Here is a 23,749-nt window from a genome sequence, read left to right as displayed (position 1 = left end):
GTCCGCCATCGCGAGCAGGCTCGCTCCCACAGGGGATCTACTTTGGATGGTAGATCGCTTACAAAACCCGAACGCGCAGCGAACGACCCTTGATCTTGCCGTTGTTCAAACGCTGCAGCGCCTGCATGACCACGGTGCGTTCAACGGCTACATAGGACTGGAAGTCGAAGATCGCGATCTTGCCGACCTGGGCGCCCGGAATGCCAGCCTCACCGGTCAGTGCGCCAAGAATGTCGCCCGGACGTACCTTGTCTTTCCGGCCGCCAGCGATGCACAGCGTGCTCATCGGCGGTTGCAGCGGGGCACCGCCCTGGGACTTGAGGTTATCCACCTGATCCCAGTTCAGCGGGGTTTTCTGCAGTTGTTCGATGGCTTGCGCGCGGTGCGCTTCGGACGGCGCCACCAGGCTGACCGCGATGCCTTTCTCGCCGGCACGACCGGTACGGCCGACGCGGTGAATGTGGATTTCCGAGTCGCGGGCCAGTTCGACGTTGATCACCATGTCCAGCGCATCGATGTCCAGACCACGGGCGGCAACGTCAGTGGCAACCAATACCGAAGTACTGCGGTTGGCGAACATCGCCAGCACCTGATCGCGGTCACGCTGTTCCAGATCGCCGTGCAGGCCGACGGCGGAAATGCCTTTGGAGGTCAGGTGATCGACGGTTTCCTGTACCTGCTGCTTGGTGAAGCAGAACGCCACGGTGGAGGCCGGACGGAAGTGGTGCAGGACCTTGGTCACCGCGCTCATGCGCTCTTCCGGGGAAATCTCGTAGAAGCGCTGTTCGATCTGGGTGTCGTCGTGGAAGGCTTCGGCCTTGACCGTTTGCGGGTCGCGCATGAACTTCGACGCCAGCTGCTTGATGCCCACCGGGTAGGTGGCCGAGAACAGCAGGGTCTGACGGCGGGCCGGGGTCTGCTCGATGATGTCTTCGATGGCGTCGTAGAAACCCATGTCGAGCATGCGGTCGGCTTCGTCGAGGATCAGCGTGTTCAAGCCGTCGAGGACCAGCGAACCCTTGCGCAGGTGCTGCTGGATGCGGCCCGGGGTGCCGACGATGATGTGCGCGCCGTGCTCCAGCGAGCCGATCTGCGGGCCGAAGGATACGCCGCCGCACAGGGTCAGAACCTTGATGTTGTCTTCGGCACGGGCCAGACGACGGATTTCCTTGGCGACCTGGTCGGCCAGCTCGCGGGTCGGGCAGATCACCAGCGCCTGGCAACCGAAGTAGCGCGGATTGATCGGGTTCAGCAGGCCGATGCCGAACGCGGCGGTCTTGCCGCTGCCGGTCTTGGCCTGGGCAATCAGGTCCATCCCCTTGAGGATCACCGGCAAGCTTTGCGCCTGGATCGGCGTCATCTGGGCATAACCGAGGGAGTCGAGGTTAGCCAGCATGGCGGCGGACAGCGGCAAAGTATTAAAAGCGGTGGCGATGGTGGTCACGGGACTGGCCTGCAAAACAAAATGTCGCGCAGTGTAGCAGCCTCTGGCCACTTTCCTCGAAAGTTCTGGACGAACGCAAAGCCTGTGACGAGGGCCGGTCCCCTCGCCACGCAGACCCCGGTCAATGCTCGATGTGTTCTTCCCGGCGCTTGGCGCGCCGTCCGTCCTCTTTCGAGAGCTGCGAGAAAATCGTCGCCGCCAGCATCGCCATGATCCCGACGGTCACGAACGTGAGCTGGAAAGCGCCCAACACGGTCTCGACGCCATCGTTGCCGATCTCCGCCGTAAAGCCGCCGAGCAGCGCACCGGCACACGCCACGCCAAGGCTCAGCGACAACTGCGCCACCACCGACAGCAAACTGTTGCCGCTGCTGGCGCTGGCGTCGTCGAGGTCAATCAGGGTCACGGTGTTCATCGCGGTGAATTGCAGCGAGTTGATCGCCCCGAGAACCGCCAGCAGGCACAGCAGCAGCCAGTACGGCGTCTGCTCGCTGACCAGCCCCATGCTCGCCAGCATGATCCCCAGAAACAGGGTGTTGCCGGTCAGCACGATGCGATAGCCCAGGCGCTCGATCAGCGGCCGCGCGCCCCATTTGGCGACCATCGCCGCAGCCGCCAGCGGCAGCATGCTCATCCCGGCCTGGGACGGCGAATAACCCAGCGCCACTTGCAGCAGCAACGGCACCAGAAACGGCAGGGCGCCGCTGCCCAGGCGGGCGAACAGGTTGCCGAGGATGCCGACCGCGAAGGTGCGGGTCTTGAACAGCGACGGCGCGAACAGCGGGTTTTCAATGTGCCCGGCGCGCAGCCAGTACGCCGCCAGACACGCCATGCCGCCGAACAGCAACAACATTACCCGCAGGTGCGGCAGGTGCAGTTCGCCGAGGCCTTCCATGGCGATGGTGATCAGCACCATCGCCGCGCCGAACAGCAGGAACCCCAGGCTATCGAAGCGCGTGCGCTCGGTGCCGCGCAGGTCGGGGATGAATTTCCACACCGCATAGCAACCGATGACGCCGACCGGCAGGTTGATCAGGAAGATCCAGTGCCACGTCAGGTATTCCACCATCCAGCCGCCCATGGTCGGGCCGATCAGCGGGCCGAGCAGGCCGGGAATGGTGATGAAGCCCATGATCCGCACCAGTTCCGAACGCGGGTAGGCGCGCAGCACCACCAGGCGCCCCACCGGCAGCATCAGCGCACCGCCGAGGCCCTGGATCACGCGGGCGCCGATCAGCATGCTCAGGCTGCTCGACAAGGCGCAGAGCAGCGAGCCCAGGCTGAACAGCAGGATGGCGCCGAAGAAGATTTTCTTGGTGCCGAAGCGGTCGGCAATCCAGCCCGACGCCGGGATCAGCAGGGCCACGGTGAGCATGTAGGCGATGATCACGCCCTGCATGCGCAGCGGGTCTTCGGCCAGGTCCCGGGCCATGGCCGGCAGGGCGGTGTTGAGGATGGTCCCGTCGAGGGACTGCATGAAGAAAGCGATGGCGACGACCCATGGCAACCAGCGGGCGGTGATGGCGTCGAGAGGCGGGCGGTTGGGCATGGAACCTCTGGTGATGAGCGCAGTAAATCCGAGGTGACTTCATCGCGAGCAGGCTCGCTCCCACATGGACTGCGCGAACCTGTGGGAGCGAGCCTGCTCGCGATGCTTTTACAAGGTCAGGGTCAATCGGCTCACCAGCGCCCCCGGCAACAACGCCGACGAGGTATTGCGCTGGCTATAGGTGCTCGCCGACAGCAGCAACTCACGCTCGGCGGTCAACGCTTCCAGCTGCGAACCCAGCAGGCTGTAGGCGCTGTCGTCGAAACGCATGGTGCTGACCGGCGCCTGAATCTCGCCGTTTTCCACCCAGAACGTGGCAAATCGGGTCATGCCGGTCAGGCGCGCCGCCGGTTGGTCCGAGAAGTTCAGGTACCAAAGGTTGCTGATATACAACCCGGTACCCAACTGCTTGAGGATCTCGGCCTGGGACAAGTCGCCGGCGGCCATGTTCAGCGCGCTGGGCGATTCACCGCCGCCGGCGCCGTTGGCGGTCAGGCCGTATTCGGCGGCGCTGCGCGAACCGACCAGTTGCTCGCCGGCCTGACCTTCGATGATCAGCCGCAGATCGCTGCGCGGGTAACCCTCGCCGGAAAACGCCGGACTTAGCGAACCACTGACTTTTTCATCGAGGGACACCAGCGGGCTGAACGCCTGATCGCCGGCATACAGCTTCTGCAACGGGCTGCTCTTGCTGGCAATCGACTGCGCCGAGAAACCGCCCCAGCACAACATGCCCATGATTTCTTCCAGCGCCGCCGGCGCCAGATAGGCGCGGTACTGGCCGGGCGGCAAGGTGCGCAGCGGGCGACCGAGAAATTCGAGTTGCTCGCGGGCCTGCTGGAAGCGGCGGGCGAAGTCTTCGCTGTTCCAGTCATGTCCGGCGTAGCTGGCCTTCACCGCTTCGCCGTTCTCGTGGAACAGGCTGAAGTCGAAGTTGAAGCTGTTGGCCTGATGCCAGCCGAATGCGCCGGAAGAACTGGCGAAGCCACGGCTGATGGGGCCAGCAGCGTAGAAACCGACCAGATCCAGACCTTCGGCCGCTTGAGCGATTTCAGCGACAACTTGCTCGGTGTCCGGCAGCGGATGCTCCTGCACATTCTTGCTCTGCCAGCCGTTGTGGTTGAGCAGCAGGTACGGGTCCTGCGGCAGCAGCGGCAGGGTTTCACGCAGCTGTTGCAGGCCTTCGGCAAGGCGTTGCAGGTCGGCTTCCTGATCGCCGGACAAGGTGATCTGCAGATCGGCATGGCGACCGTCGTCGATCAGTTTCAGACCGATACCGGCTTGCTGAACTTGCCCGGCCTGACGCACCTTGGCGTGGTTGAAACGGACGAAGGCCGACGATTCGGCGTCGTAACTCAGGGTGAACTGTTCCGGCTCGCGCACGGCATCGCGCAACCAGTTGACCAGCAGCTTGAACGCCTCGGACTGGCTCTTGGAAATACTCATCAGGCGTCTCCCCCAAACACATCAACATTGCTGAACACGCAGGCCGGTGAAGCGTGGCCGACGCGGATCACCTGGTTCGGTTCGCCCTTGCCGCAGTTCGGCGTGCCCAGCACCTGGGTGGTGGCGGCGTTGCCGACGGCGCGCAGACTCTTCCAGAAGTGCGCGGAAATGCCCCGGTAGTTCGGGTTTTTCACCACACCCTTGAGTTCGCCGTTTTCAATCAACTGGCCCCATTCGCAGCCGAACTGGAATTTGTTGCGTGCATCGTCGATCGACCATGAGCGGTTGGTGCTCATCAGAATGCCGTTTTCGATGCCGCCGATCAGTTGCTCCAGCGGCTGGTCGCCCGGCTCGATGTTGAGGTTGGCCATGCGGTCGATCGGTGGTCGGTTCCAACTGCAGGCGCGGCTGTTGGCAACGCCGTCGAGACCTGCGCGAAATTGCGACAAGGCACCGCCCAACGGACGGACCAGCAGGCCTTCGCGAATAAGGAATTGTTTGCTGGCTTTGGAGCCGTCGTCATCGTGACCGTAACTCGCCAGTTCTTCGGGAATGTCCGGATCGAACGTCACATTGAGCAGTTTCGAGCCGTATTGCAGGCTGCCGAAATCCGAGGCTTTGACGAAACTGGTGCCGGCGTAATTGCGCTCGTCGCCGAGAATCCGGTCGAGCTCCAGCGGGTGGCCGATGGACTCGTGGATCTGCAGCATCATCTGGTCGGGCATCAGCAGCAGGTCGCGCGGGCCTTGCGGGGTGTTCGGCGCGAGCAGCAATTGCAGCGCCTGATCGGCGACTTGCGGGCCGGCACCGATCAGGCCGCAACGGTTGATTACGTCGGCGCCGCCCTGCTGGCCGAAGTTCTCGCGGCCGAGGCTGCGGGTCTGGCTGTCGTTGCCGTCGTAGGCGGTGACGTCCAGGCCCGGGTAGACGAAGCGTTGGGCCTGGCGCAATTCGGCGCCGGCGCTGCTCAGGTAGATCTGTTCGACGTGGGTGATGCCGATGCTCACTTGCCAATTCACCAGGCGCTCATCCCTTGGCACCGAGGCGGATTCCGCGCCGAGTAGCTCGAAGCATTCGCTCAAGGACGGGAAGGGTTGTTCGAGATTGGGCGAAAGATAGTCGGCGCGGTCGCTGGAGACCGGCTGCTGGCTCAGGTCGAGCAGGGCATGGGGCTTGAGCCGCCGGGCCTGCTGCTCGGCGCGCTCGAGGGCGGCTTGCAGGCCTTGTTGCGACAGGTCATTGGTCGCTGCGTAGGCCTCGACGCCATTGACCCGGACAGTCAGCATCGCGCCTTCGTCGCGGCTCAGGCTCGGCGGTTCGGCGACGTTCTTGCGCACCGACAGGTACTGCCCGGATTCGCGCACATACCGCAGGGAAAAAAATTCGGCGCCCGTGCGCAAGGCAGCGAAGCGCTGCTTGAGCTGGGGGTGGAAATCGAACATCAGGGAACCTCCTTGTCATGGGAGCAGCGGCGAAGCGGATTCGGCGGGGAGGGATGAAGCGATCAGGCGAGGACTAGAGTAGGCCTGCGCGGGGTGTAGGATCAAGTGAAGAGGGGGTGTAGGGGGATTTACTGTAGGAAGCAGGGAGATAGGTGGTGATTAGTAGGGCCTCATCGCGAGCAGGCTCGCTCCCACAGTTGAAATACATTCCAAATGTGGGAGCGAGCCTGCTCGCGATTAGCCTTGATGCGGTGTAGCTGAATTACTGAGCAACAGCACTCACATCACGCATCGGCTTGCCTTTCACCGGCGCATCGCCAGCGACGTAGTACGGCGCCTTGCTGCGCGGCAGCGGCTGGCGGCCACGGATCTTGTCGGCGATTTTCTCGGCGATCATGATCGTCGGCGCGTTCAGGTTGCCGGTGGTGATGATCGGCATGATCGACGCATCGACCACACGCAAACCCTGCATGCCATGCACGCGGCCTTCGCCATCCACTACCGCCATGTCGTCGGTGCCCATCTTGCACGAGCAGGACGGGTGGAACGCGGTTTCGGCGTGCTCGCGGATGAACTTGTCCAGCTGCTCATCGGTTTGCACTTCGATGCCCGGGCTGATTTCACGGCCACGGAACGCGTCCAGTGCAGGCTGTTGCATGATTTCACGGGTCAGGCGGATGCCGTCGCGGAATTCCTGCCAGTCCTGCTCGGTGGCCATGTAGTTGAACAGGATGCTCGGGTGCTGGCGCGGATCCTTGGATTTGACCTGGATGCGACCGCGGCTCGGCGAACGCATGGAACCCATGTGCGCCTGGAAGCCGTGCTCTTTCACACCGTTGCTGCCGTTGTAGTTAATCGCCACTGGCAGGAAGTGGTACTGGATGTTCGGCCATTCGAACTCTTCGCGAGTACGGATGAAGCCGCCGGCTTCGAACTGGTTGCTGGCGCCGATGCCGGTGCCGTTGAACAGCCACTCGGCACCGATGGCCGGCTGGTTGTACCAGAGCAGCGACGGGTACAGCGAGACCGGTTGGGTGCAAGCGTATTGCAGGTACAGCTCGAGGTGATCCTGCAGGTTTTCGCCAACGCCCGGCAGATCGTGAACCACCGGGATGTCGAGGCTTTCCAGCAGTTTTGCCGGGCCGACGCCGGAGCGTTGCAGCAATTGCGGCGAAGCGATCGCGCCGGAGCAGACGATGACTTCCTTGCGGGCGCGGGCTTCGACGCGCTCTTCAGCGGCGCCGACCAGGTAACGCACGCCGACCGCACGCTTGCCTTCGAACAGAACCTTGTCGGTCAGGGCGTGAGTGACGATGGTCAGGGTCGAACGCTTCTTGGCCACGTCCAGGTAACCGCGGGCGGTGGAAGCACGACGGCCGTTCGGCGTCACGGTGCGGTCCATCGGGCCGAAGCCTTCCTGCTGGTAGCCGTTCAAGTCTTCGGTGCGCGGGTAACCGGCCTGCACGCCGGCTTCAACCATGGCGTGGAACAGCGGGTTGTTGCCCGCTTTCGGCGTGGTCACGCTGACCGGGCCGTCGCCACCGTGGTAGTCGTTCGGGCCGATGTCGCGGGTTTCCGCTTTGCGGAAATACGGCAGGCAATCGAGGTACGACCAGTCTTCCAGGCCCGGCAGTTTGGCCCAGCCGTCGTAGTCCATTGCGTTGCCGCGGATGTAGCACATGCCGTTGATCAGCGAGGAACCACCGAGGCCCTTGCCGCGACCGCATTCCATCCGGCGGCCGTCCATGTGTGGCTCCGGATCGGTTTCATAGGCCCAGTTGTAGCGACGACCTTGCAGCGGGAATGCCAGGGCTGCCGGCATCTGCGTGCGGAAGTCGAGACGGTAGTCCGGGCCGCCGGCTTCGAGCAGCAGGACGGTGACGCCTTCGTCTTCAGTCAGACGGGTCGCCAGGGTGTTACCGGCAGAGCCGGCACCGACGATGATGTAATCGAATTCTTGGGACATTGAATGCACCCTCTTTGAAGTTGGTCAGGTCAGACAGCCAGCGCTTCCCTTGTGGGAGCGGGCTTGCCCGCGAAGGCGGCTTCGCGGGCAGCACACAATGGCGGGTCTTAGAACACCGAGACGTAATCGCCCAGCTCGACCTGTACCGATTTGATGCGAGTGAAGTTGTTCAGCGAGCTGATGCCGTTCTCACGACCGACGCCCGACTGCTTGTAACCGCCAACCGGCATTTTTGCGTCGGACTCGCCCCAGGCGTTGATCCAGCAGATACCGGCTTCCAGTTGATGAATCACGCGGTGGGCGCGATTCAGGTCGCGGGTGACGATGCCGGCGGCCAGGCCGAAGTCGGTGTCGTTGGCGCGGCGGATCACTTCTTCTTCGGTTTCGTAGCTCAGGATCGCCATCACCGGGCCGAAGATTTCTTCACGGACGATGGTCATGTCGTCGGTGCAGTCGGTGAACACGGTCGGGGCCACGAACGCGCCCTTGGCGAATTCGCCGTCGGTCAGACGTTCGCCGCCGCACAGGACGCGGGCGCCTTCTTCTTTACCCTTGGCGATGTAGCCCAGCACGCTTTCCATGTGCGGGAAGCTGACCAGCGGGCCGAAGTTGGTGTTTTCGTCTTCCGGGTTGCCGATGCGGATGCGCGCAACGCGCTCGACGATCTTGGCTTCGAAAGCGGCTTTCAGGTGGCTCGGCACGAACACGCGAGTGCCGTTGGTGCAGACCTGACCGGAGCTGTAGAAGTTGGCCATCATGGCGGTGTCGGCGGCGCGATCCAGGTCGGCGTCGTCGCAGATGATCAGCGGGGACTTGCCGCCCAGTTCCATGGTCACGTCCTTGAGCGACGAAGCCGAAGCGCTGGCCATGACTTTCTTGCCGGTGTCGGTGCCGCCGGTGAAGGAGATCTTCTCGATGCGCGGGTGCTCGGTCAGCCAGGTGCCGACTTCACGGCCGCTGCCGGTCAGTACGTTGAACACACCGTTCGGAACGCCGGCTTCGGTGTAGATCTCGGCCAGTTTCAGGGTGGTCAGCGAGGTGACTTCGCTTGGCTTGAAGATCATCGCGTTACCGGCCGCCAGGGCTGGCGCGGATTTCCACAGGGCGATCTGGATCGGGTAGTTCCACGCGCCGATACCGGCGACAACGCCCAGCGGCTCGCGACGGGTGTAGACGAATGCGGTGTCACGCAGCGGGATCTGCTCGCCTTCGATGGCGGGTACCAGGCCTGCGTAGTATTCCAGCACGTCGGCGCCGGTGACGATGTCGACATACTTGGTTTCGGAGAAGGCTTTACCGGTGTCCAAGGTTTCCAGGGCTGCCAGTTCATCGTTGCGCTCGCGCAGGATGTCGACGGCGCGACGCAGGATGCGCGAACGCTCCATGGCGGTCATTGCGGCCCAGATCTTCTGGCCCTTTTCGGCGCTGACCACAGCACGCTCGACGTCTTCCTTGGTCGCACGTTGCACCAGTGCGAGGACTTCACCGTTAGCCGGGTTGATGGCTTCGAAGGTGGCATCGCTGCCGGCGTCGGAGTACGCGCCATCGATGTAGAGTTTTTGCAGTTCGAAACGGGCCATAGTGTCCTCGCAAGTGCATTAGTGGTTGGCGTTGATCACCGGGTGAGCCATGTAGCTGTGGCATCGCTGGTCGGTGACAGTTCAGGGGCCGAGCGTTTTCTCTGTGCTCTAGCTCACCTGCTTGGCCAATTGGAAATCCATGTATTCGTAAGCGATCTGTTGCGCCTGCGCAGTGTCGAAAGCGTCTCCCGACAGCGCGCCGCGCAACCACAAGCCGTCGATCAGAGCTGCCAGTCCACGGGCGGCGGTGCGCGCATCTTCGAGCGGCAACACACGGCGGAACTCGCAGCACAGGTTGGAATACAGACGGTGATCGTTGATCCGCTGCAACCTGTGCAAAGACGGCTGGTGCATGCTGGTGGCCCAGAAGGCCAACCAAGTTTTCATTGCCGGGCCATTGACCTGGCTGGCGTCGAAGTTGCCTTCGATGATCACCTGCAGATGCGCCCGGGGGCTGCTGTCTGCCAGCGCCTGACGGCGCGCGGTGACGCTCTCGCTGAGGACGCTCATCAGATACCGCATCGTGGCGGCGATCAGGCCGTTCTTGTCCTGAAAGTAATGACTGATGATGCCATTCGAGACACCGGCCAAACGGGCGATCAGCGCAATGCTGGCGTCCCCCATTCCGACCTGATCAACCGCCTGCAAAGTGGCTTCGATCAGTTGTTGGCGGCGGATGGGTTGCATACCGACCTTGGGCATCTTGCACATCTCCTTAGGCCTTCCGACGGGCGAATGACGCCTATCGGATTGAGGGCCAGTCTATTTTGTTTTGATTGAACGTTCAATCAACAAAGAATAAGATCTGCGACAAATCGTCGCTGCCTACAGAATTTTCTTACGTGTAAGTGGCGATAAAACCGACATCCGAAAATGCTCGAAACCTGCGCGGGGCAAGGCGCGGTTCGACGTTCGATGGACGTGTTGAATGGGCAAGACGCTCAAGGCCAGGTTTCGGATGAACGTCCATGCCTCGGCCACGACGGCGATTCGCGGTGCCATCTCTGCAGGTTCGGGCTTTTTTCGGGGTGTCTTTATATCACCCGCCGGTCGGCTGCCAACTAACCGATTGGTCGGGTTCCGTGTTGCCTTGTGTTCTTCTCTCGCACTGCCTGGAGCATTTGTGCCATGAGTTCTGCCTCGCTTATAAAGACCCCGCCCGAGAAGGTGACGGTCAACGGTTGGGTGTTCTACACCTCTACCGCGCTGATTCTGTTGTTGACCGCCATTCTGATCATCGCCCCGCAAGAGGCCGGCAGAATGCTGGGAGTGGCTCAGGCCTGGTTGTCCCGCAGCTTCGGCTGGTACTACATGGTGGTGATCGCCGCTTACCTGGTATTTGTGGTGGGCCTGGCGTTTTCCTCGTACGGCAAACTCAAACTGGGCAGCAAGGACGACACCCCGGATTTCAGTTACGGCGCCTGGGCGGGGATGCTGTTCTCGTCGGGTATCGGTATTTCGCTGCTGTACTTTGGCGCCTCCGAGCCGCTGGATCACTACTTCAATCCGCCGGAAGGCGCGTCCGCTACCAACATGGCGGCACGTCAGGCTGTTCAGCTGACCTTCCTGCACTGGGGCCTGCACGGCTGGGCGATCTACGCACTGGTCGGTCTGGCCGTGGCCTATTTCGCTTACCGTCATAACCAGCCGCTGGCCCTGCGTTCGGCGCTGTACCCGCTGGTGGGCGAGCGTTGGGTCAAGGGCGCTGCCGGTCATGCGGTGGACGGTTTCGGCATGTTCGTGACCCTGCTGGGTCTGGTGACCAACCTGGGGATCGGCTCGCTGCAAGTGTCTTCGGGTCTGGAAAACCTGTTCGGCATGGAACACAGCAACACCAACCTGCTGATCGTGATCATCGTGATGAGCACCGTGGCCACCATCGCCGCCGTGTCCGGTGTGGAAAACGGCATCCGTCGTCTGTCCAACCTCAACATCATCCTGTTCAGCGGCCTGCTGATTTTCGTCCTGCTGTTCGGCCCGACCCTGCACTTGCTTAACGGCTTCGTGCAGAACATCGGGGACTACCTTAACGGCGTGGTACTGAAGACTTTCGACCTGTACGTCTATGAAGGCGACAGCGAGAAGTCCGACCGCTGGCTGGGTCTGTGGACGCTGTTCTACTGGGCCTGGTGGATTTCCTGGGCCCCATTCGTCGGCATGTTCATCGCGCGTATTTCCCGTGGTCGTACCGTGCGTGAACTGGTGGCTGGCGTGCTGCTGATTCCGCTGGGTTTCACCCTGGCGTGGCTGTCGATCTTCGGTAACTCGGCGCTGGATCTGGTGATGAACCAGGGCGCGGTGGAACTCGGCAAGACGGCGCTGGAACAGCCGTCGATGGCGATCTATCAGTTGCTGGAACACTACCCGGCGTCGAAAGTCGTGATCGGTGTGTCGATCTTCGTTGGTTTCGTGCTGTTCCTGACCCCGGCCGACTCCGGCGCGGTGATGATGGCGAACCTGTCCTGCAAGGGCGGCAACGTCGACGAAGACGCTCCGCACTGGCTGCGAATCTTCTGGTCGGTCGTGATCACGCTGGTGACCATCGGCCTGCTGTTTGCCGGTAACTTCGAAGCCATGCAGACCATGGTGGTGCTGGCCGGCCTGCCGTTCTCGGTGGTGCTGGTGTGCTTCATGTTCGGCCTGCATAAGGCGATGCGCCAGGACATGCAGATCGAACAGGAGCAGGCGCAACTGGCTGAACGCGGTCGTCGTGGTTTCAGCGAGCGCCTGACCCAGCTGGATCTGCAACCGAGCCAGTCGGTGGTGCAGCGCTTCATGGACAAACACGTCAGCCCGGCGCTGGAAGATGCCGCGGCGCAAATGCGTGCACAGGGTCTGGAAGTGCAGACGCTGCTGGGCAAATCCAAGCGCTGCATGGGCGTGCGGGTCGAGATGGAAGAGGGCAACCCTTTTGTCTACGAAGTGAGCCTGGACGGCTACCTGGCCACCCCGAGCGAGTCGGTCCAGTCCGATGAAGCGCGTCAGCGTTTCTACCGCGCCGAGGTGTACCTGCACAACGGCAGCCAGGACTACGACCTGATGGGCTTCACACAGGATCAGATCACGCGTGATGTGCTCGATCAGTTTGAAAGCCATCGGCAGCTCCTTGGCCGGGTCTATAGCTAAAGTCAAAAGCTCCCCCTCACCCTAACCCTCTCCCGGAGGGAGAGGGGACTGATTGGGGGATGCTTGAGAACTACGCCGACCTGAACGAATTTCACTGTATCCATAATCGACGCTGATCTTTCAGGTCGATGTATAGCGGAAGACAACTCGGTAGGTTCCCTCTCCCTCCGGGAGAGGGTTAGGCGGGCGGCGTTCCGATGAGGGGCTCTTTTCCCTGGCCCAATAAAAAAGGGATCGCTCACCGCGATCCCTTTTTTTTATTCCGCCTTACCCCAGGTTCTTCCCGAGCAGCGCGTGATACAGCTCGCTGTCCCCAAGAATCCCCACCACATGGTTGTTGTCGTGCAGCACCAGTTTGTTGCCGGTCTGGTAACGGATCTGCAAGGCGTCGCGCATGCCGATGTTCGAGTCCACCAGCGTTGGTTTGCGCTCCAAGCCTTCCACGGCTTGCCCCGGTGCCCAATTCTGCAGGTTCAGCACCGAACCGTTCTGCCGCGCACCCTTGATGGTGTTGCCCTCGGCCAGGTCCAGCCACGAATCGCCGCCCGGATCCAGGCACACCGAACCGTTGATGCGTTTGCAGTTGTCCAGGGTACGCATCAGGCTGCGACCGCACAGCACGTTCAGCGGGTTGGTGTGGGCGACGAAGGTGCGCACGTAATCGTCCGCAGGGTTGAGCACGATCTCTTCCGGCACGCTGTACTGGATGATCCGGCCGTCCTTCATGATCGCGATGCGGCTACCGAGTTTCAGCGCCTCGTCGAGGTCGTGGCTCACGAACACGATGGTCTTGCTCAGCTTGCGTTGCAGTTCCAGCAGTTCATCCTGCAGGCCCTGACGGATCAGCGGGTCGAGCGCGGAGAAGGGTTCGTCCATCAGCAGAATGTCGGCGTCCATCGCCAGCGCGCGGGCCAGGCCGACACGCTGCTGCATGCCGCCGGACAGTTCGTCGGGCTTCTTGTTGCGCCATTGGGTCAGGCCCACCAGTTCGAGTTTGTCATCGACCAGTTTGCGCCGTTCCTTCTCCGGACGGCCCTGCATTTCCAGACCGAAACTGATGTTCTCGCGCACCGTCAGCCAGGGCATCAGGGCGAACTTCTGGAACACCATGGCGATGCGTTTGGTGCGCATCATTTTCAGCTCGGCCGGGGTGCATGAGGCGATGTCGATCTGCTTGCCTTCGTGTTCGACGAACAGCTTGCCGCGGCTCACGGTGTTGAGGCCGTTGATGCAGCGCAGCAGGCTCGACTTGCCGGAGCCGGACAGGCCCATCAGCACACAGATCTCGCCTTTGTTGATGTCCAGGCTGGCCTTTTCAACGCCGACGATCTGCCCGGTCTTTTTCAGGATCTCACTGCGAGTCAGGCCTTGATCGAGAAGTTTCAGTGCTTCGCGCGGATCCTTGGTGAAGATCACGTCAACGTTATCGAAGCGAATTATGCTCATGCGTCACCCCCTGCTTTGGCGTCGGGTTGTTTGCAGATACGGTCGAGCATGATCGCCAGCAGTACGATCGCCAGGCCCGCTTCGAAGCCCAGGGCGATATCAGCAGTGTTCAGTGCGTTGACCACCGGTTTGCCGAGTCCGTCGGCGCCCACCAGTGCCGCGATCACCACCATCGACAGCGACAGCATGATGCACTGGGTGATGCCGGCCGCGATGCTCGGCATGGCGTGAGGCAGTTCGATCCGTGAAAGCAGTTGGCGACGCGAGCAGCCGAAGGCCTTGCCGGCGTCCATCAGTTCTTGCGGGACATCGCGGATGCCCAGGTAGGTCAGGCGGATCGGCGCGGCGATGGCGAACACCACCGTCGAGATCAGGCCCGGCACCACACCCAGCCCGAATAGGGTCAGGGTAGGAATGAGGTAAACGAAGGTCGGTACGGTCTGCATCAGATCGAGTACCGGTCTCATCAAAGTGTAGAACATCGGTTTGTGCGCGGCGACGATGCCCAGCGGCACGCCGATGACCACGCAGACCAGGGTCGCGAACATGACCTGGGCGAGGGTTTCCATGGTTTCCTGCCAGTACCCCAGGTTGAGGATCAGCAGGAAGGAGGCGACCACGAACGCGGTCAGGCCCCATTTGCGTTGAATGAAGTGGGCCAGCAGGGCGATGAGGCCGATCAGCACCAGCGGGTTGAACCAGGTCAGCGCAAACGTCACGCCGTGGATCATCGTTTCCAGTGTCACGGCGATTGCGTCGAAGGTGTTGGCGCCGTGTTGCGTCAACCATTCAACGAAGCCCGCGATGTACTGGCCTAAAGGGATTTTCTGATCAATCAGCATGGTAGTGAACGTCCGCATGCAAGGAAATAAACAGCCCGGACGGCTTAGGCCGTCCGGCATAAGCGATGCTCTCTAATTCAAGGCTGGTTGAGTTTGGCTTTCACGGCCTCCAGGCCAGGTTTACCGTCAATGGTGGTCACGCCAGCGAGCCAGGTATCGAGCACCTGTGGATTCTTTTTCAGCCAGGCCTTGGCGGCCGCGTCAGGCTTCATCTTGTCGTCCAGGATGTTGCCCATCAGTTCGCTTTCCATGTCGACGGTGAACTCCAGGTTTTTCAGCAGCTGGCCAACGTTGCTGCATTCCTCGGCGTAGCCCTTGCGGGTGTTGGTCGCCACGGTGGCGGCGCCGAAATCCGGGCCGAAGAAATCGTCACCACCGGTCAGGTACTGAATCTTGAAGCGCTTGTTCATCGGGTGCGGCGCCCAGCCGAGGAATACCACGGCGGTGTCGCGTTTCTGCGCGCGGTCGACCTGCGACAGCATGCCCGCCTCGCTGGACTCGACGACCTTGAAGCCGGCGTCTTTCAGGCCGAAGGCGTTCTTGTCGATCATGCTCTGGATCAGACGGTTGCCGTCGTTGCCCGGCTCGATCCCGTAGATCTTGCCGTCGAGTTCTTTCTTGAATTTGGCGATGTCGGCGAAGTCGTGCAGGCCCTTGTCATACAAGGCCTGGGGAACGGCGAGGGTGTACTTGGCGCCCTTGAGGTTGGTGCGCACGGTTTCCACGGTGCCGGCGTCGCGGTAGGCCTTGATGTCGTTTTCCATGGTCGGCATCCAGTTGCCGAGGAACACGTCCATGTTCTTGCCGTCGGCCAGCGACTTGTAGGTCACGGGGACGGAAATCATGGTGGTCTTGGTCTTGTAGCCGAGGGCCTGAAGCACGACGGAGGTGGTGGCGGTGGTTGCGGTGATATCGGTCCAGCCGACATCGGAGAAGTTCACGGTACTGCACTGCGCCGGTTCTGCGGCTTGAGCCAGTAACGGCAGACTCAGCATGGCGGCCAACAACAACGACGGGGAACCTTTCATGAATGGACTCCTTGGTGTTTTTTTTGGCAGTGTTCCGATTGGACCACCGCACTTATGGGTTGCGGTTGGATGGCGTTCTGGAGACAGCTCTACCGCAGCGCCTTGCAATCGAGTCGATACGATCATGTACCAGTGAAAATCTGACGCCTACAGGGTGCGTCGTATCCAGTACAGGGATGGTCGCATCCAGTGTCAGTGACGTCGTTTACAGCTTTTTTCTGCCCTTTCTGGCCATCTGAACCGCATAAAAACGGCGAAAACACGGGCTGAAACCGGCACGGCGTTAGTGGGCATGAGTGCGTCGGTGTCAGACGCCGAGCGACCGGGGAAAAGCCCGATGATGCGGGCATTCCGGCGGATCGCAGCTTGAGCGTAGCAGCTCCGCCAGCGGGCGCTTCACGCCCCGGACCGGCACTCTCAGGAGCTCTGCAGCAATGGCTATCAGCGTTTTCGACCTGTTCAAAATCGGCATTGGCCCTTCCAGTTCCCACACCGTCGGGCCCATGCGCGCCGCCGCCCTGTTCGTCGAGTCGTTGCGCGACAAACATCTACTGGAGCAGGTGCGCCGCATCGAGGTGCAGCTGTTCGGTTCGCTGTCGGCCACCGGGGTCGGTCACGGCAGCGACAACGCGGTGATCATGGGGCTGATGGGCGAGTGGCCGGACGCGATCGACCCGTCGCAGATCGGCCCGCGGATCCAGGCCCTGCGTGAAACCCATACGCTGTTGCTCGACGGTCGTTTGTCGGTGCCCTTTATATGGGGCCGGGACATGCGCCTGATCGACGAGAACCTGCCGTTCCACCCCAACGCCATGACCCTGGTTGCCGAAGGCGATCACGGCGAGCTGCATCGCGACACCTACTATTCGGTCGGCGGCGGTTTTGTGGTGGACGAGGCGCAGGCCTCCAGCGGCGTGGTGGATCTGGATCGCACCGAGTTGCCTTACGACTTTTCCAGCGCGGTGGAGCTGCTGGAGCTGTGCAAGACCCACAACCTGCGCGTGGCCGAATTGATGATGGCCAACGAGAAGGTCTGGCGCAGCGAAGAGGAAATTCGCGCTGGCCTGATGAAGCTCTGGCGGGCGATGCAGGATTGCGTCGAGCAGGGCCTCAAGCACGAAGGCATCCTGCCGGGCGGCCTCAACGTGCGCCGCCGTGCGGCGAAGTTGCACCGCAGTCTTCAGGAATTGAACAAGCCCAACGTGATCGGCTCGACCCTCAGCGCGATGGAGTGGGTCAACCTGTTCGCCCTGGCGGTGAACGAGGAAAACGCCGCCGGCGGGCGCATGGTCACGGCACCCACCAACGGCGCGGCGGGGATCATTCCGGCGGTGCTGCACTACTTCATGAAATTCAGCGAGGCGGTGACCGACGCCAATGTGGTCGATTACTTCCTCGGGGCGGCGGCGGTGGGGATTCTGTGCAAGAAGAACGCCTCGATCTCAGGTGCCGAAGTCGGGTGTCAGGGGGAAGTCGGTTCGGCCTGCGCAATGGCGGCGGCTGGTCTGGCGGAAATTCTCGGCGCAAGCCCGGAGCAATTGTGCAACGCGGCGGAAATCGGCCTCGAACATAACCTTGGCCTGACCTGCGATCCGGTGGGCGGCCTGGTGCAAGTGCCGTGCATCGAGCGCAATGCGATTGCGGCGGTGAAGGCGATCAACGCGGCGCAGATGGCCTTGCGTGGGGACGGTCAGCACTTCATCTCGCTGGACCGGGTGATCCGCACCATGCGCGATACCGGCGCCGACATGCATGACAAATATAAAGAGACTTCGCGGGGCGGGTTGGCGGTCAGCGCGGTGGAGTGCTGATTCCGAGTTGCCTCCTATCGCCAGCAGGCTGGCTCCCACACTGGATTTGCGGCGTTCGCAAAAACTGTGGGAGCCAGCCTGCTGGCGATGAGGCCGGACCAGTCAAAACTGCGCGTAAAGTGCACACCGGAATCAAAACGCGCCACCTTTTGGCGCGTCGCTATCGGATAAGAGTCTTTCCTGCCTCCAGCGCCTGATTCGCAGGCGCTACCGTCCGTCACCCGTGCCTGCGGTGACACTGTAGGACAATCGCGCGCAGGCCAGTTCCCACAAGTGCTACCGATTTGCTCACACGCTCCGGGGCAGGGCTTTCGCGGCCGCTGATGGCACTTCGAATTACCCTCCGGCGGAGCGCTTGTATAGACGCGTCGCGACGTCGTTTTCAGGAGTTATTGAACAGCCATTCAATTTTAGGCATGGCAATTGCTCTGTCATAACAAAGCCCGTCTCACGCAAGAGAACGATGGCAATAACAAGAGCCTCCGCCTGAGGCCATCACCCGCTTTGTGTGAGGAGATACCGCGATGACGTCGTTCAACTCCGGGGCTCAACCCCAGAACCGTGCGCCTCAATCCATCGGCTTTCTGCTGCTGGACAATTTCACGCTGATTTCCCTGGCATCCGCAGTCGAACCGCTGCGCATGGCCAACCAGTTGTCCGGTCGCGAGCTGTATCGCTGGACCACCCTCACCGTCGACGGCGGCCAGGTCTGGGCCAGTGACGGTCTGCAGATCACCCCCGACGCTTCCATGCACAAAGCCCCGGCCCTCGACACCGTCATCGTGTGCGGCGGGATCGGCATTCAACGCACCGTTACCCGTGAACACGTGTCGTGGCTGCAAAGCCAGGCGCGCCAGTCGCGCCGCCTCGGTGCCGTGTGCACCGGCAGTTGGGCCCTGGCTTGCGCCGGCCTGCTCGACGGTTTCGATTGCAGCGTGCACTGGGAATGTCTGGCGGCGATGCAGGAAGCTTTCCCGCGCGTTGCGATGAGCACCCGTCTGTTCACCCTCGACCGCAACCGTTTCACCAGCTCCGGCGGCACCGCGCCGCTGGACATGATGCTGCACCTGATCAGTCGCGATCACGGTCGTGAACTGTCCGCCGCGATCTCCGAGATGTTCGTCTACGAGCGCATCCGCAACGAGCAGGATCACCAGCGTGTGCCGCTCAAGCACATGCTCGGCACCAACCAGCCGAAACTGCAGGAAATCGTTGCGTTGATGGAAGCCAACCTGGAGGAGCCGATCGACCTCGACGAACTGGCGGTGTACGTCGCCGTGTCCCGTCGCCAGCTCGAGCGCCTGTTCCAGAAATACCTGCACTGCTCGCCGTCGCGCTACTACCTCAAGCTGCGCCTGATCCGCGCGCGGCAACTGCTCAAGCAGACGCCGATGTCGATCATCGAAGTGGCGTCGGTCTGCGGCTTCGTGTCGACACCGCACTTCTCCAAGTGCTACCGCGAATACTTCGGCATTCCGCCGCGTGACGAGCGCGTCGGCTCCAACACCACCCAGCAGGTGGCGATGATGCCGCTGCCGCAGGCCATCGTGATGTCGCCGCTTTCCGGGCCGATGTCGGCGTTGAGCCAGGCACGCAACGAATCCACATTCGCCAGTGTAAGGCTGTAGACCGGGTCATCGTTTTTCGCGAGCAGGCTCGCTCCCACACAGGAATGCATTCCAATGTGGGAGCGAGCCTGCTCGCGAATGAATTTTTCAGGCGCTATGGGTTTGCTGGTATTGCGCCAATGCCGGCAACAATTGTTTGTCGATGGCCTGACGCACTGCAGGCTGGATGCTGGCGCCGCTGGTGTACATGTCCTTGACCATCTTGCGCAGTTCAAAGGCGCGAACGTTATCCAGACCGCGCACCGCATACTCACAGGCCTGCTCGGCAGTTGAACCGCTCGGCACTTGAAAACCCAACGACTTGAGTTGGCCCAACAGGTCTTCCTGATCGATCAAATCGGCATACATCATGACGCGAATCCTTCTTCGGCAACGGAGGTCGTGGCTCGATTCTGGTAGGCCTGCCCAGGCACGGCAAGGGCGATTTGTCGCATTGGCCGCGACGGCTATGAACAGGTCGTTTTCGGCTAACTCGCCGTCAAGGGGAGTGGGCACACTGGCCTCAGCTCGCTTCACGAAGGTTTGGTCACCCTCGCCACGGCAGCTCCTCAACAGTACCCTCGCCCCGATCCTGTCACGGCTTGTATCGGGGCTTTTTTTGCCTGTGTGTCAGGTAAATCGAGGTGCATTCATCGCCAGCAGGCTGGCTCCCACATTGAAATGCGCTCTTTGTGGGAGCCAGCCTGCTGGCGATGAACGATGACGCGGTCTAGCGCTGCAACACCAGAATCCGCGACAGCAATTCATCCCGGTCGATGTAGCAGCCCTGAAAATGCCGGGCCCCGGTGGTCGGGTCGAACGCATTGCGCGCGTGCAAAGCGCGGCGGTTGTCGAAGCACCACAACTCGCCCGGATTGAGCCGCTGCATTACCCGAAAGCGTGGCTCGCGGGTCATGGCGATGAAGCGCCGATAAGCGCGATACAGCAGGGGCATCTGCTCCACGGACGTGTCGAACGCGCCGCGCAGGAAGTTGGCCATGCGGATTTCCGCGACCCGGCCCAAGGCATCCAGGACGATGATCGGTGCGAGGCAGCGATAGTCGCTGTGGCGGTCCTTGTTGCGAAACTCCACCGGGATTTCGCACAGCGCCTGAAACGACGCGGGATCTTCCTGGCGCAACGCTTCGGCAATCGCAAAACCGTCGACGAAAATGCTCTCGCCACCCTCGGCGTCGTTCACCAGGCAATGCAGAAATTGCAGGCCCGGTTGCAGCTCGCGGGTCGGCAGGTCGGTGTGCAATGGCAGGTTGAAAGCGGTGTAGGCATTGCTGTCGGCGTCGGCCTTGGATTGCACGTTGAACAGCACGCCGAAGTTGCTCTCGCGGATGAACGAAATGCGCTGGGCGACCAGCTTCAGCGAACCGGGTTCGGTGGGTACGCCGCGCACTTGGGTCAGGCCGATGTCGCGTACCGCCAGCAACCATTGCAGCAGTGCGGCGTTGTCGTTCATCAGCGCCGCATAGTCGAACACCGGCAACTGCAAATCACTGCGCCACAGGAAGGGTTTCGGCCTGGAGGCGAGGCGTTCGGTGCGCGATTCATCATCGTAGGCGTGGGCGCGCAACCAGCCGGCATCGAAGCGGCTGAGGTGGCCGTCCTGCCAGTCGATACGCAGGCAGCCATCGGTGTCGATGTGCACCGCGGATGGCGTCAGGTCGGGAGCCGCATCGATGATCTCGAACACCTGCTCACGGGTGACGCTGTAGACGCAGTGCGGACACGGGCAATTGTCCCGCAGCCACACGTGGTGAAACGGGCTGACGCGCCCGTCGGCCCATTCAATCAGGACGCGATCCGCCAGGTTCTGCACGCCGTTCAGCGCGCTGATCAACGGATAAGTACGAAAATCGGCAACTGCGGCGGCGGTTTGCATGGTGGCTCCTTGCGATGGATGAGTTTACCGGGCTGGGGGCAGGGCGATGACCCGGCCGATGTAAGCCGGGGCGGGCAGGTCGGCCTGCTCGGCGACGATGGCTTGCAGACGGCTCAGGGTGTCCGGGGTAAACGGCGCGGAACGCGGCCCGGCCAGGTCGACGTGCAGCAGCATCTGTTCGTTGCCGGCAAGCTCCTTGTCACCGCCGGCCAGATGCAGGCTGTGATAGAGGTGCAGGCGTTTCTGGTCGTGACCGATGATCTGCGTGCGCACTTCGACTTCGGCATCGAGCTTCACTTCGTGCAGGTAGTTGAGGTGCAGTTCGAGGGTGAACAGCGAGTGACCGCTGGCTTCGCGGTTGTTGCTGTCCATGCCGAGGCGATCCATCAGGGCGTCGGTGGCGTAGCTGAAAATCAGCAGATAGAAGGCGTCGCGCAGGTGGCCGTTGTAGTCGACCCAGTCGGGGATGATGCGGGTTTGGTAGGTGGTGAGGGTGGGCATGGTGGCTGATCCAGAGCAATGGGTGATTGGGCTATCGTCATCGCGAGCAGGCTCGCTCCCACAGGTGACTGCATTCCAAATGTGGGAGCGAGCCTGCTCGCGATGGGGCCAGTCCTGCTGGCCGGTTACTCGCTGAAACTCATCCCATGCTTCTCTTTGGTGGTCTTCACCGCCTCAAGCACCGCCAGCAGGCAATCATCACGATAGCGCTCCAGCGCCGAAATACTGTGCCGGCCCAACTGATCGCTGGTGCCGTCCACCACATTGTCGATCAACTTTTCGGTCAGTTCCGGTGCCGGCAGGTATGTCCACGGCAACTGCAACGCCGGGCCGAACTGCGACATGAAGTGGCGCATGCCGGCATCACCTCCGGCCAGGGTGTAGGTCAAAAACGTGCCCATGAACGACCAGCGCAGACCGGCGCCAAAGCGGATCGCGTCGTCGATTTCACCGGTGGTTGCCACCCCGTCGTTGACCAGATGCAGCGCCTCGCGCCACAGCGCTTCGAGCAGGCGGTCGGCGATGAAGCCTGGCACTTCCTTGCGCACATGCAGCGGGCGCATGCCGAGGGATTCGTAGACTTTCATCGCGGCCTGCACGGCTTCGGGCGCGGTGTTCTTGCCGCCGACCACTTCCACCAGCGGCAGCAGGTAAACCGGGTTGAACGGGTGACCGACCACGCAGCGTTCCGGGTGGGTCGAGCTCTCGTAGAACTCGCTTGGCAACAGGCCGGAAGTGCTGGAACCGATCAACGCATTCGGCTTGGCTGCCGCGCTGATCTTGCTGTGCAGTTCCAGTTTCAGTTCGAGGCGTTCCGGGGCGCTTTCCTGGATGAAATCCGCATCGCGCACGCACTCTTCAATGGTCGCCACAAAGCGTAGGCGATCCTGCGACGCGCCCGGCGCCAGACCGTTTTTCTCCAGCGCGCCCCAGGCATTGGCCACGCGTTTGCGCAGCGCCGCTTCGGCACCCGGCGCCGGATCCCAGGCCACCACGTCGAGGCCGTGGGCGAGGGCGCGGGCGACCCAGCCGCTGCCGATGACGCCGCTGCCCAGTGCTGCGAAGGTTTTGATTTCGGTGATAAAGCTCATGGTCACTTCCTGGAATGAGGCAAAAAAACGGTGGGCGTCAATGGCCCGCCCACCGGGGGAAAGGGTGATTTCAGCCGCGCTGGGTCAGGCCCATCTTCTTGCGGCCTTCCGCCGGGGTCAGCACGCGGGCGCCGAGGCGGCTGAGGATTTCGGTGGCACGTTCGACCAGTTGACCGTTGGTCGCCAGCACGCCTTTGTCCAGCCACAGGTTGTCTTCCAGACCGACCCGCACGTTGCCGCCGAGCAGCACCGCTTGCGCAGCCATCGGCATCTGCATCCGGCCGATGCCGAAGCCGGCCCACACCGCGTCGGCGGGCAGGTTGTCGACCATGGCTTTCATGGTGGTGGTGTCGGCTGGCGCGCCCCACGGGATGCCCAGGCACAGCTGGAACAGCGGATTGTCGAGCAGGCCTTCCTTGATCATCTGTTTGGCGAACCACAGGTGGCCGGTGTCGAAAATCTCCAGCTCCGCCTTCACGCCCAGCTCGGTGATGCGTTTGGCGCCGGCCCGCAGTTGGGCCGGGGTGGAAACGTAAATGGTGTCGCCGTCGCCGAAGTTCAGGGTGCCGCAATCCAGGGTGCAGATTTCCGGAAGCAGTTCTTCGACGTGGGCCAGACGGGTCAGCGGGCCGACCAGATCGGTGTTCGGGCCGAACTCCATCGGGTTCTCGCCCGGGCCGATTTCCAGGTCACCGCCCATGCCGGCGGTGAGGTTGACGATGATGTCGACGTCGGCTTCGCGGATGCGCTCCATGACTTCGCGGTACAGCGCCACGTCACGGCTGAATTGGCCGGTCTGCGGGTCACGAACGTGGCAGTGCACGACCGTGGCGCCGGCCTTGGCCGCTTCTACTGCGGCTGCGGCGATCTGTTTTGGAGTGACCGGCACGTGTGGGCTTTTGGCGGTCGTGTCGCCAGCACCGGTGAGTGCGCAGGTGATGATGACGTCGTGATTCATGGTGCGTTTTCCTTCAGG

Annotated in this window: 18 protein-coding genes; 3 read left to right on the top strand and 15 right to left on the bottom strand. The window is 62.1% G+C overall.

The genetic code is table 11. The features are described 5' to 3' along the window. Positions 1-58: 58 nt before the first annotated feature. The 7 genes from dbpA to betI all read right to left on the bottom strand — a co-directional run bounded on the left by dbpA (position 59) and on the right by betI (position 10,129). Complete coding sequence (gene dbpA, locus L6D74_RS00745; protein ID WP_007959732.1) at positions 59-1,444, bottom strand: ATP-dependent RNA helicase DbpA; 1,386 nt, start codon at positions 1,442-1,444, stop codon at positions 59-61. A 121-nt stretch (positions 1,445-1,565) separates the two neighbouring features. Further along, positions 1,566-2,993, bottom strand: a complete 1,428-nt coding sequence (gene mdtD, locus L6D74_RS00740) for a multidrug transporter subunit MdtD (protein ID WP_039767988.1) — start codon at positions 2,991-2,993, stop codon at positions 1,566-1,568. Between the two features lie 108 nt (positions 2,994-3,101). Further along, positions 3,102-4,439 (bottom strand): TldD/PmbA family protein, encoded by a 1,338-nt coding sequence (locus tag L6D74_RS00735; RefSeq protein ID WP_236187475.1) that lies wholly within the window; start codon positions 4,437-4,439, stop codon positions 3,102-3,104. Further along, entirely contained in the window at positions 4,439-5,881 is a 1,443-nt protein-coding gene (locus L6D74_RS00730) for a TldD/PmbA family protein (protein ID WP_236187474.1), read from the bottom strand. The genes L6D74_RS00735 and L6D74_RS00730 overlap by 1 nt, the downstream gene beginning before the upstream one ends. A gap of 262 nt (positions 5,882-6,143) precedes the next feature. Further along, a complete protein-coding gene (gene betA, locus L6D74_RS00725; RefSeq protein ID WP_236187473.1) occupies positions 6,144-7,847 on the bottom strand; it encodes a choline dehydrogenase in 1,704 nt (567 codons plus the stop codon). A 107-nt stretch (positions 7,848-7,954) separates the two neighbouring features. After that, positions 7,955-9,427 carry a betaine-aldehyde dehydrogenase gene (betB, locus tag L6D74_RS00720; RefSeq protein ID WP_236187472.1) on the bottom strand — a complete coding sequence of 491 codons (1,473 nt, stop codon included), beginning with the start codon at positions 9,425-9,427 and terminating at the stop codon, positions 7,955-7,957. A gap of 108 nt (positions 9,428-9,535) precedes the next feature. After that, complete coding sequence (gene betI, locus L6D74_RS00715) at positions 9,536-10,129, bottom strand: transcriptional regulator BetI (protein ID WP_064599977.1); 594 nt, start codon at positions 10,127-10,129, stop codon at positions 9,536-9,538. Between the two features lie 483 nt (positions 10,130-10,612). Between betI and L6D74_RS00710 the strand changes: the two genes are divergently transcribed. Further along, positions 10,613-12,553, top strand: coding sequence for a BCCT family transporter (locus L6D74_RS00710; protein WP_223290698.1), 1,941 nt, complete (start codon positions 10,613-10,615; stop codon positions 12,551-12,553). A gap of 267 nt (positions 12,554-12,820) precedes the next feature. On the opposite strand, the gene choV is transcribed toward L6D74_RS00710, so the two are convergent. The 3 genes from choV to L6D74_RS00695 form a co-directional block, all read right to left on the bottom strand. Continuing rightward, on the bottom strand, positions 12,821-13,999 hold the full coding sequence (choV, locus tag L6D74_RS00705; RefSeq protein ID WP_041063385.1) for a choline ABC transporter ATP-binding protein: 1,179 nt from the start codon (positions 13,997-13,999) through the stop codon (positions 12,821-12,823). Next, entirely contained in the window at positions 13,996-14,841 is an 846-nt protein-coding gene (gene choW, locus L6D74_RS00700) for a choline ABC transporter permease subunit (RefSeq protein WP_039767993.1), read from the bottom strand. Before choW ends, choV begins: the two co-directional genes overlap by 4 nt. A 77-nt stretch (positions 14,842-14,918) precedes the next feature. Continuing rightward, a complete protein-coding gene (locus L6D74_RS00695) occupies positions 14,919-15,869 on the bottom strand; it encodes a choline ABC transporter substrate-binding protein (RefSeq protein WP_064380214.1) in 951 nt (316 codons plus the stop codon). A gap of 434 nt (positions 15,870-16,303) precedes the next feature. Between L6D74_RS00695 and L6D74_RS00690 the strand changes: the two genes are divergently transcribed. Together L6D74_RS00690 and gbdR are read left to right on the top strand one after the other, a co-directional pair. Next, the gene (locus L6D74_RS00690; protein ID WP_007959754.1) at positions 16,304-17,680 is read left to right on the top strand and encodes an L-serine ammonia-lyase; all 1,377 of its coding nucleotides are present in this window, start codon (positions 16,304-16,306) and stop codon (positions 17,678-17,680) included. 524 nt (positions 17,681-18,204) lie between these two features. Next, positions 18,205-19,308: a choline metabolism transcriptional regulator GbdR gene (gene gbdR / locus L6D74_RS00685; RefSeq protein WP_011336300.1), complete on the top strand. Its 1,104-nt coding sequence runs from the start codon at positions 18,205-18,207 to the stop codon at positions 19,306-19,308. A gap of 87 nt (positions 19,309-19,395) precedes the next feature. Here the strand turns inward: gbdR and L6D74_RS00680 are convergent, their stop codons facing one another. The 5 genes from L6D74_RS00680 to cdhC form a co-directional block, all read right to left on the bottom strand. Next, the gene (locus L6D74_RS00680; protein WP_039767996.1) at positions 19,396-19,659 is read right to left on the bottom strand and encodes a hypothetical protein; all 264 of its coding nucleotides are present in this window, start codon (positions 19,657-19,659) and stop codon (positions 19,396-19,398) included. A gap of 358 nt (positions 19,660-20,017) precedes the next feature. After that, positions 20,018-21,181 (bottom strand): gamma-butyrobetaine dioxygenase, encoded by a 1,164-nt coding sequence (locus L6D74_RS00675; protein WP_236187471.1) that lies wholly within the window; start codon positions 21,179-21,181, stop codon positions 20,018-20,020. A 24-nt stretch (positions 21,182-21,205) separates the two neighbouring features. Further along, positions 21,206-21,682, bottom strand: a complete 477-nt coding sequence (locus L6D74_RS00670; RefSeq protein WP_102685739.1) for a thioesterase family protein — start codon at positions 21,680-21,682, stop codon at positions 21,206-21,208. 125 nt (positions 21,683-21,807) lie between these two features. Further along, entirely contained in the window at positions 21,808-22,773 is a 966-nt protein-coding gene (locus tag L6D74_RS00665) for an L-carnitine dehydrogenase (protein ID WP_236187470.1), read from the bottom strand. A 70-nt stretch (positions 22,774-22,843) separates the two neighbouring features. Further along, positions 22,844-23,731 carry a 3-dehydrocarnitine:acetyl-CoA trimethylamine transferase CdhC gene (gene cdhC / locus L6D74_RS00660; protein WP_236187469.1) on the bottom strand — a complete coding sequence of 296 codons (888 nt, stop codon included), beginning with the start codon at positions 23,729-23,731 and terminating at the stop codon, positions 22,844-22,846. Positions 23,732-23,749: the final 18 nt, after the last annotated feature.

Source organism: Pseudomonas pharyngis, from assembly GCF_021602345.1.
GTDB lineage: Bacteria > Pseudomonadota > Gammaproteobacteria > Pseudomonadales > Pseudomonadaceae > Aquipseudomonas > Aquipseudomonas pharyngis.
The sequence above is the reverse complement of the archived record's forward strand: the minus strand, read 5'-3'. Positions and strand labels throughout refer to the sequence as shown.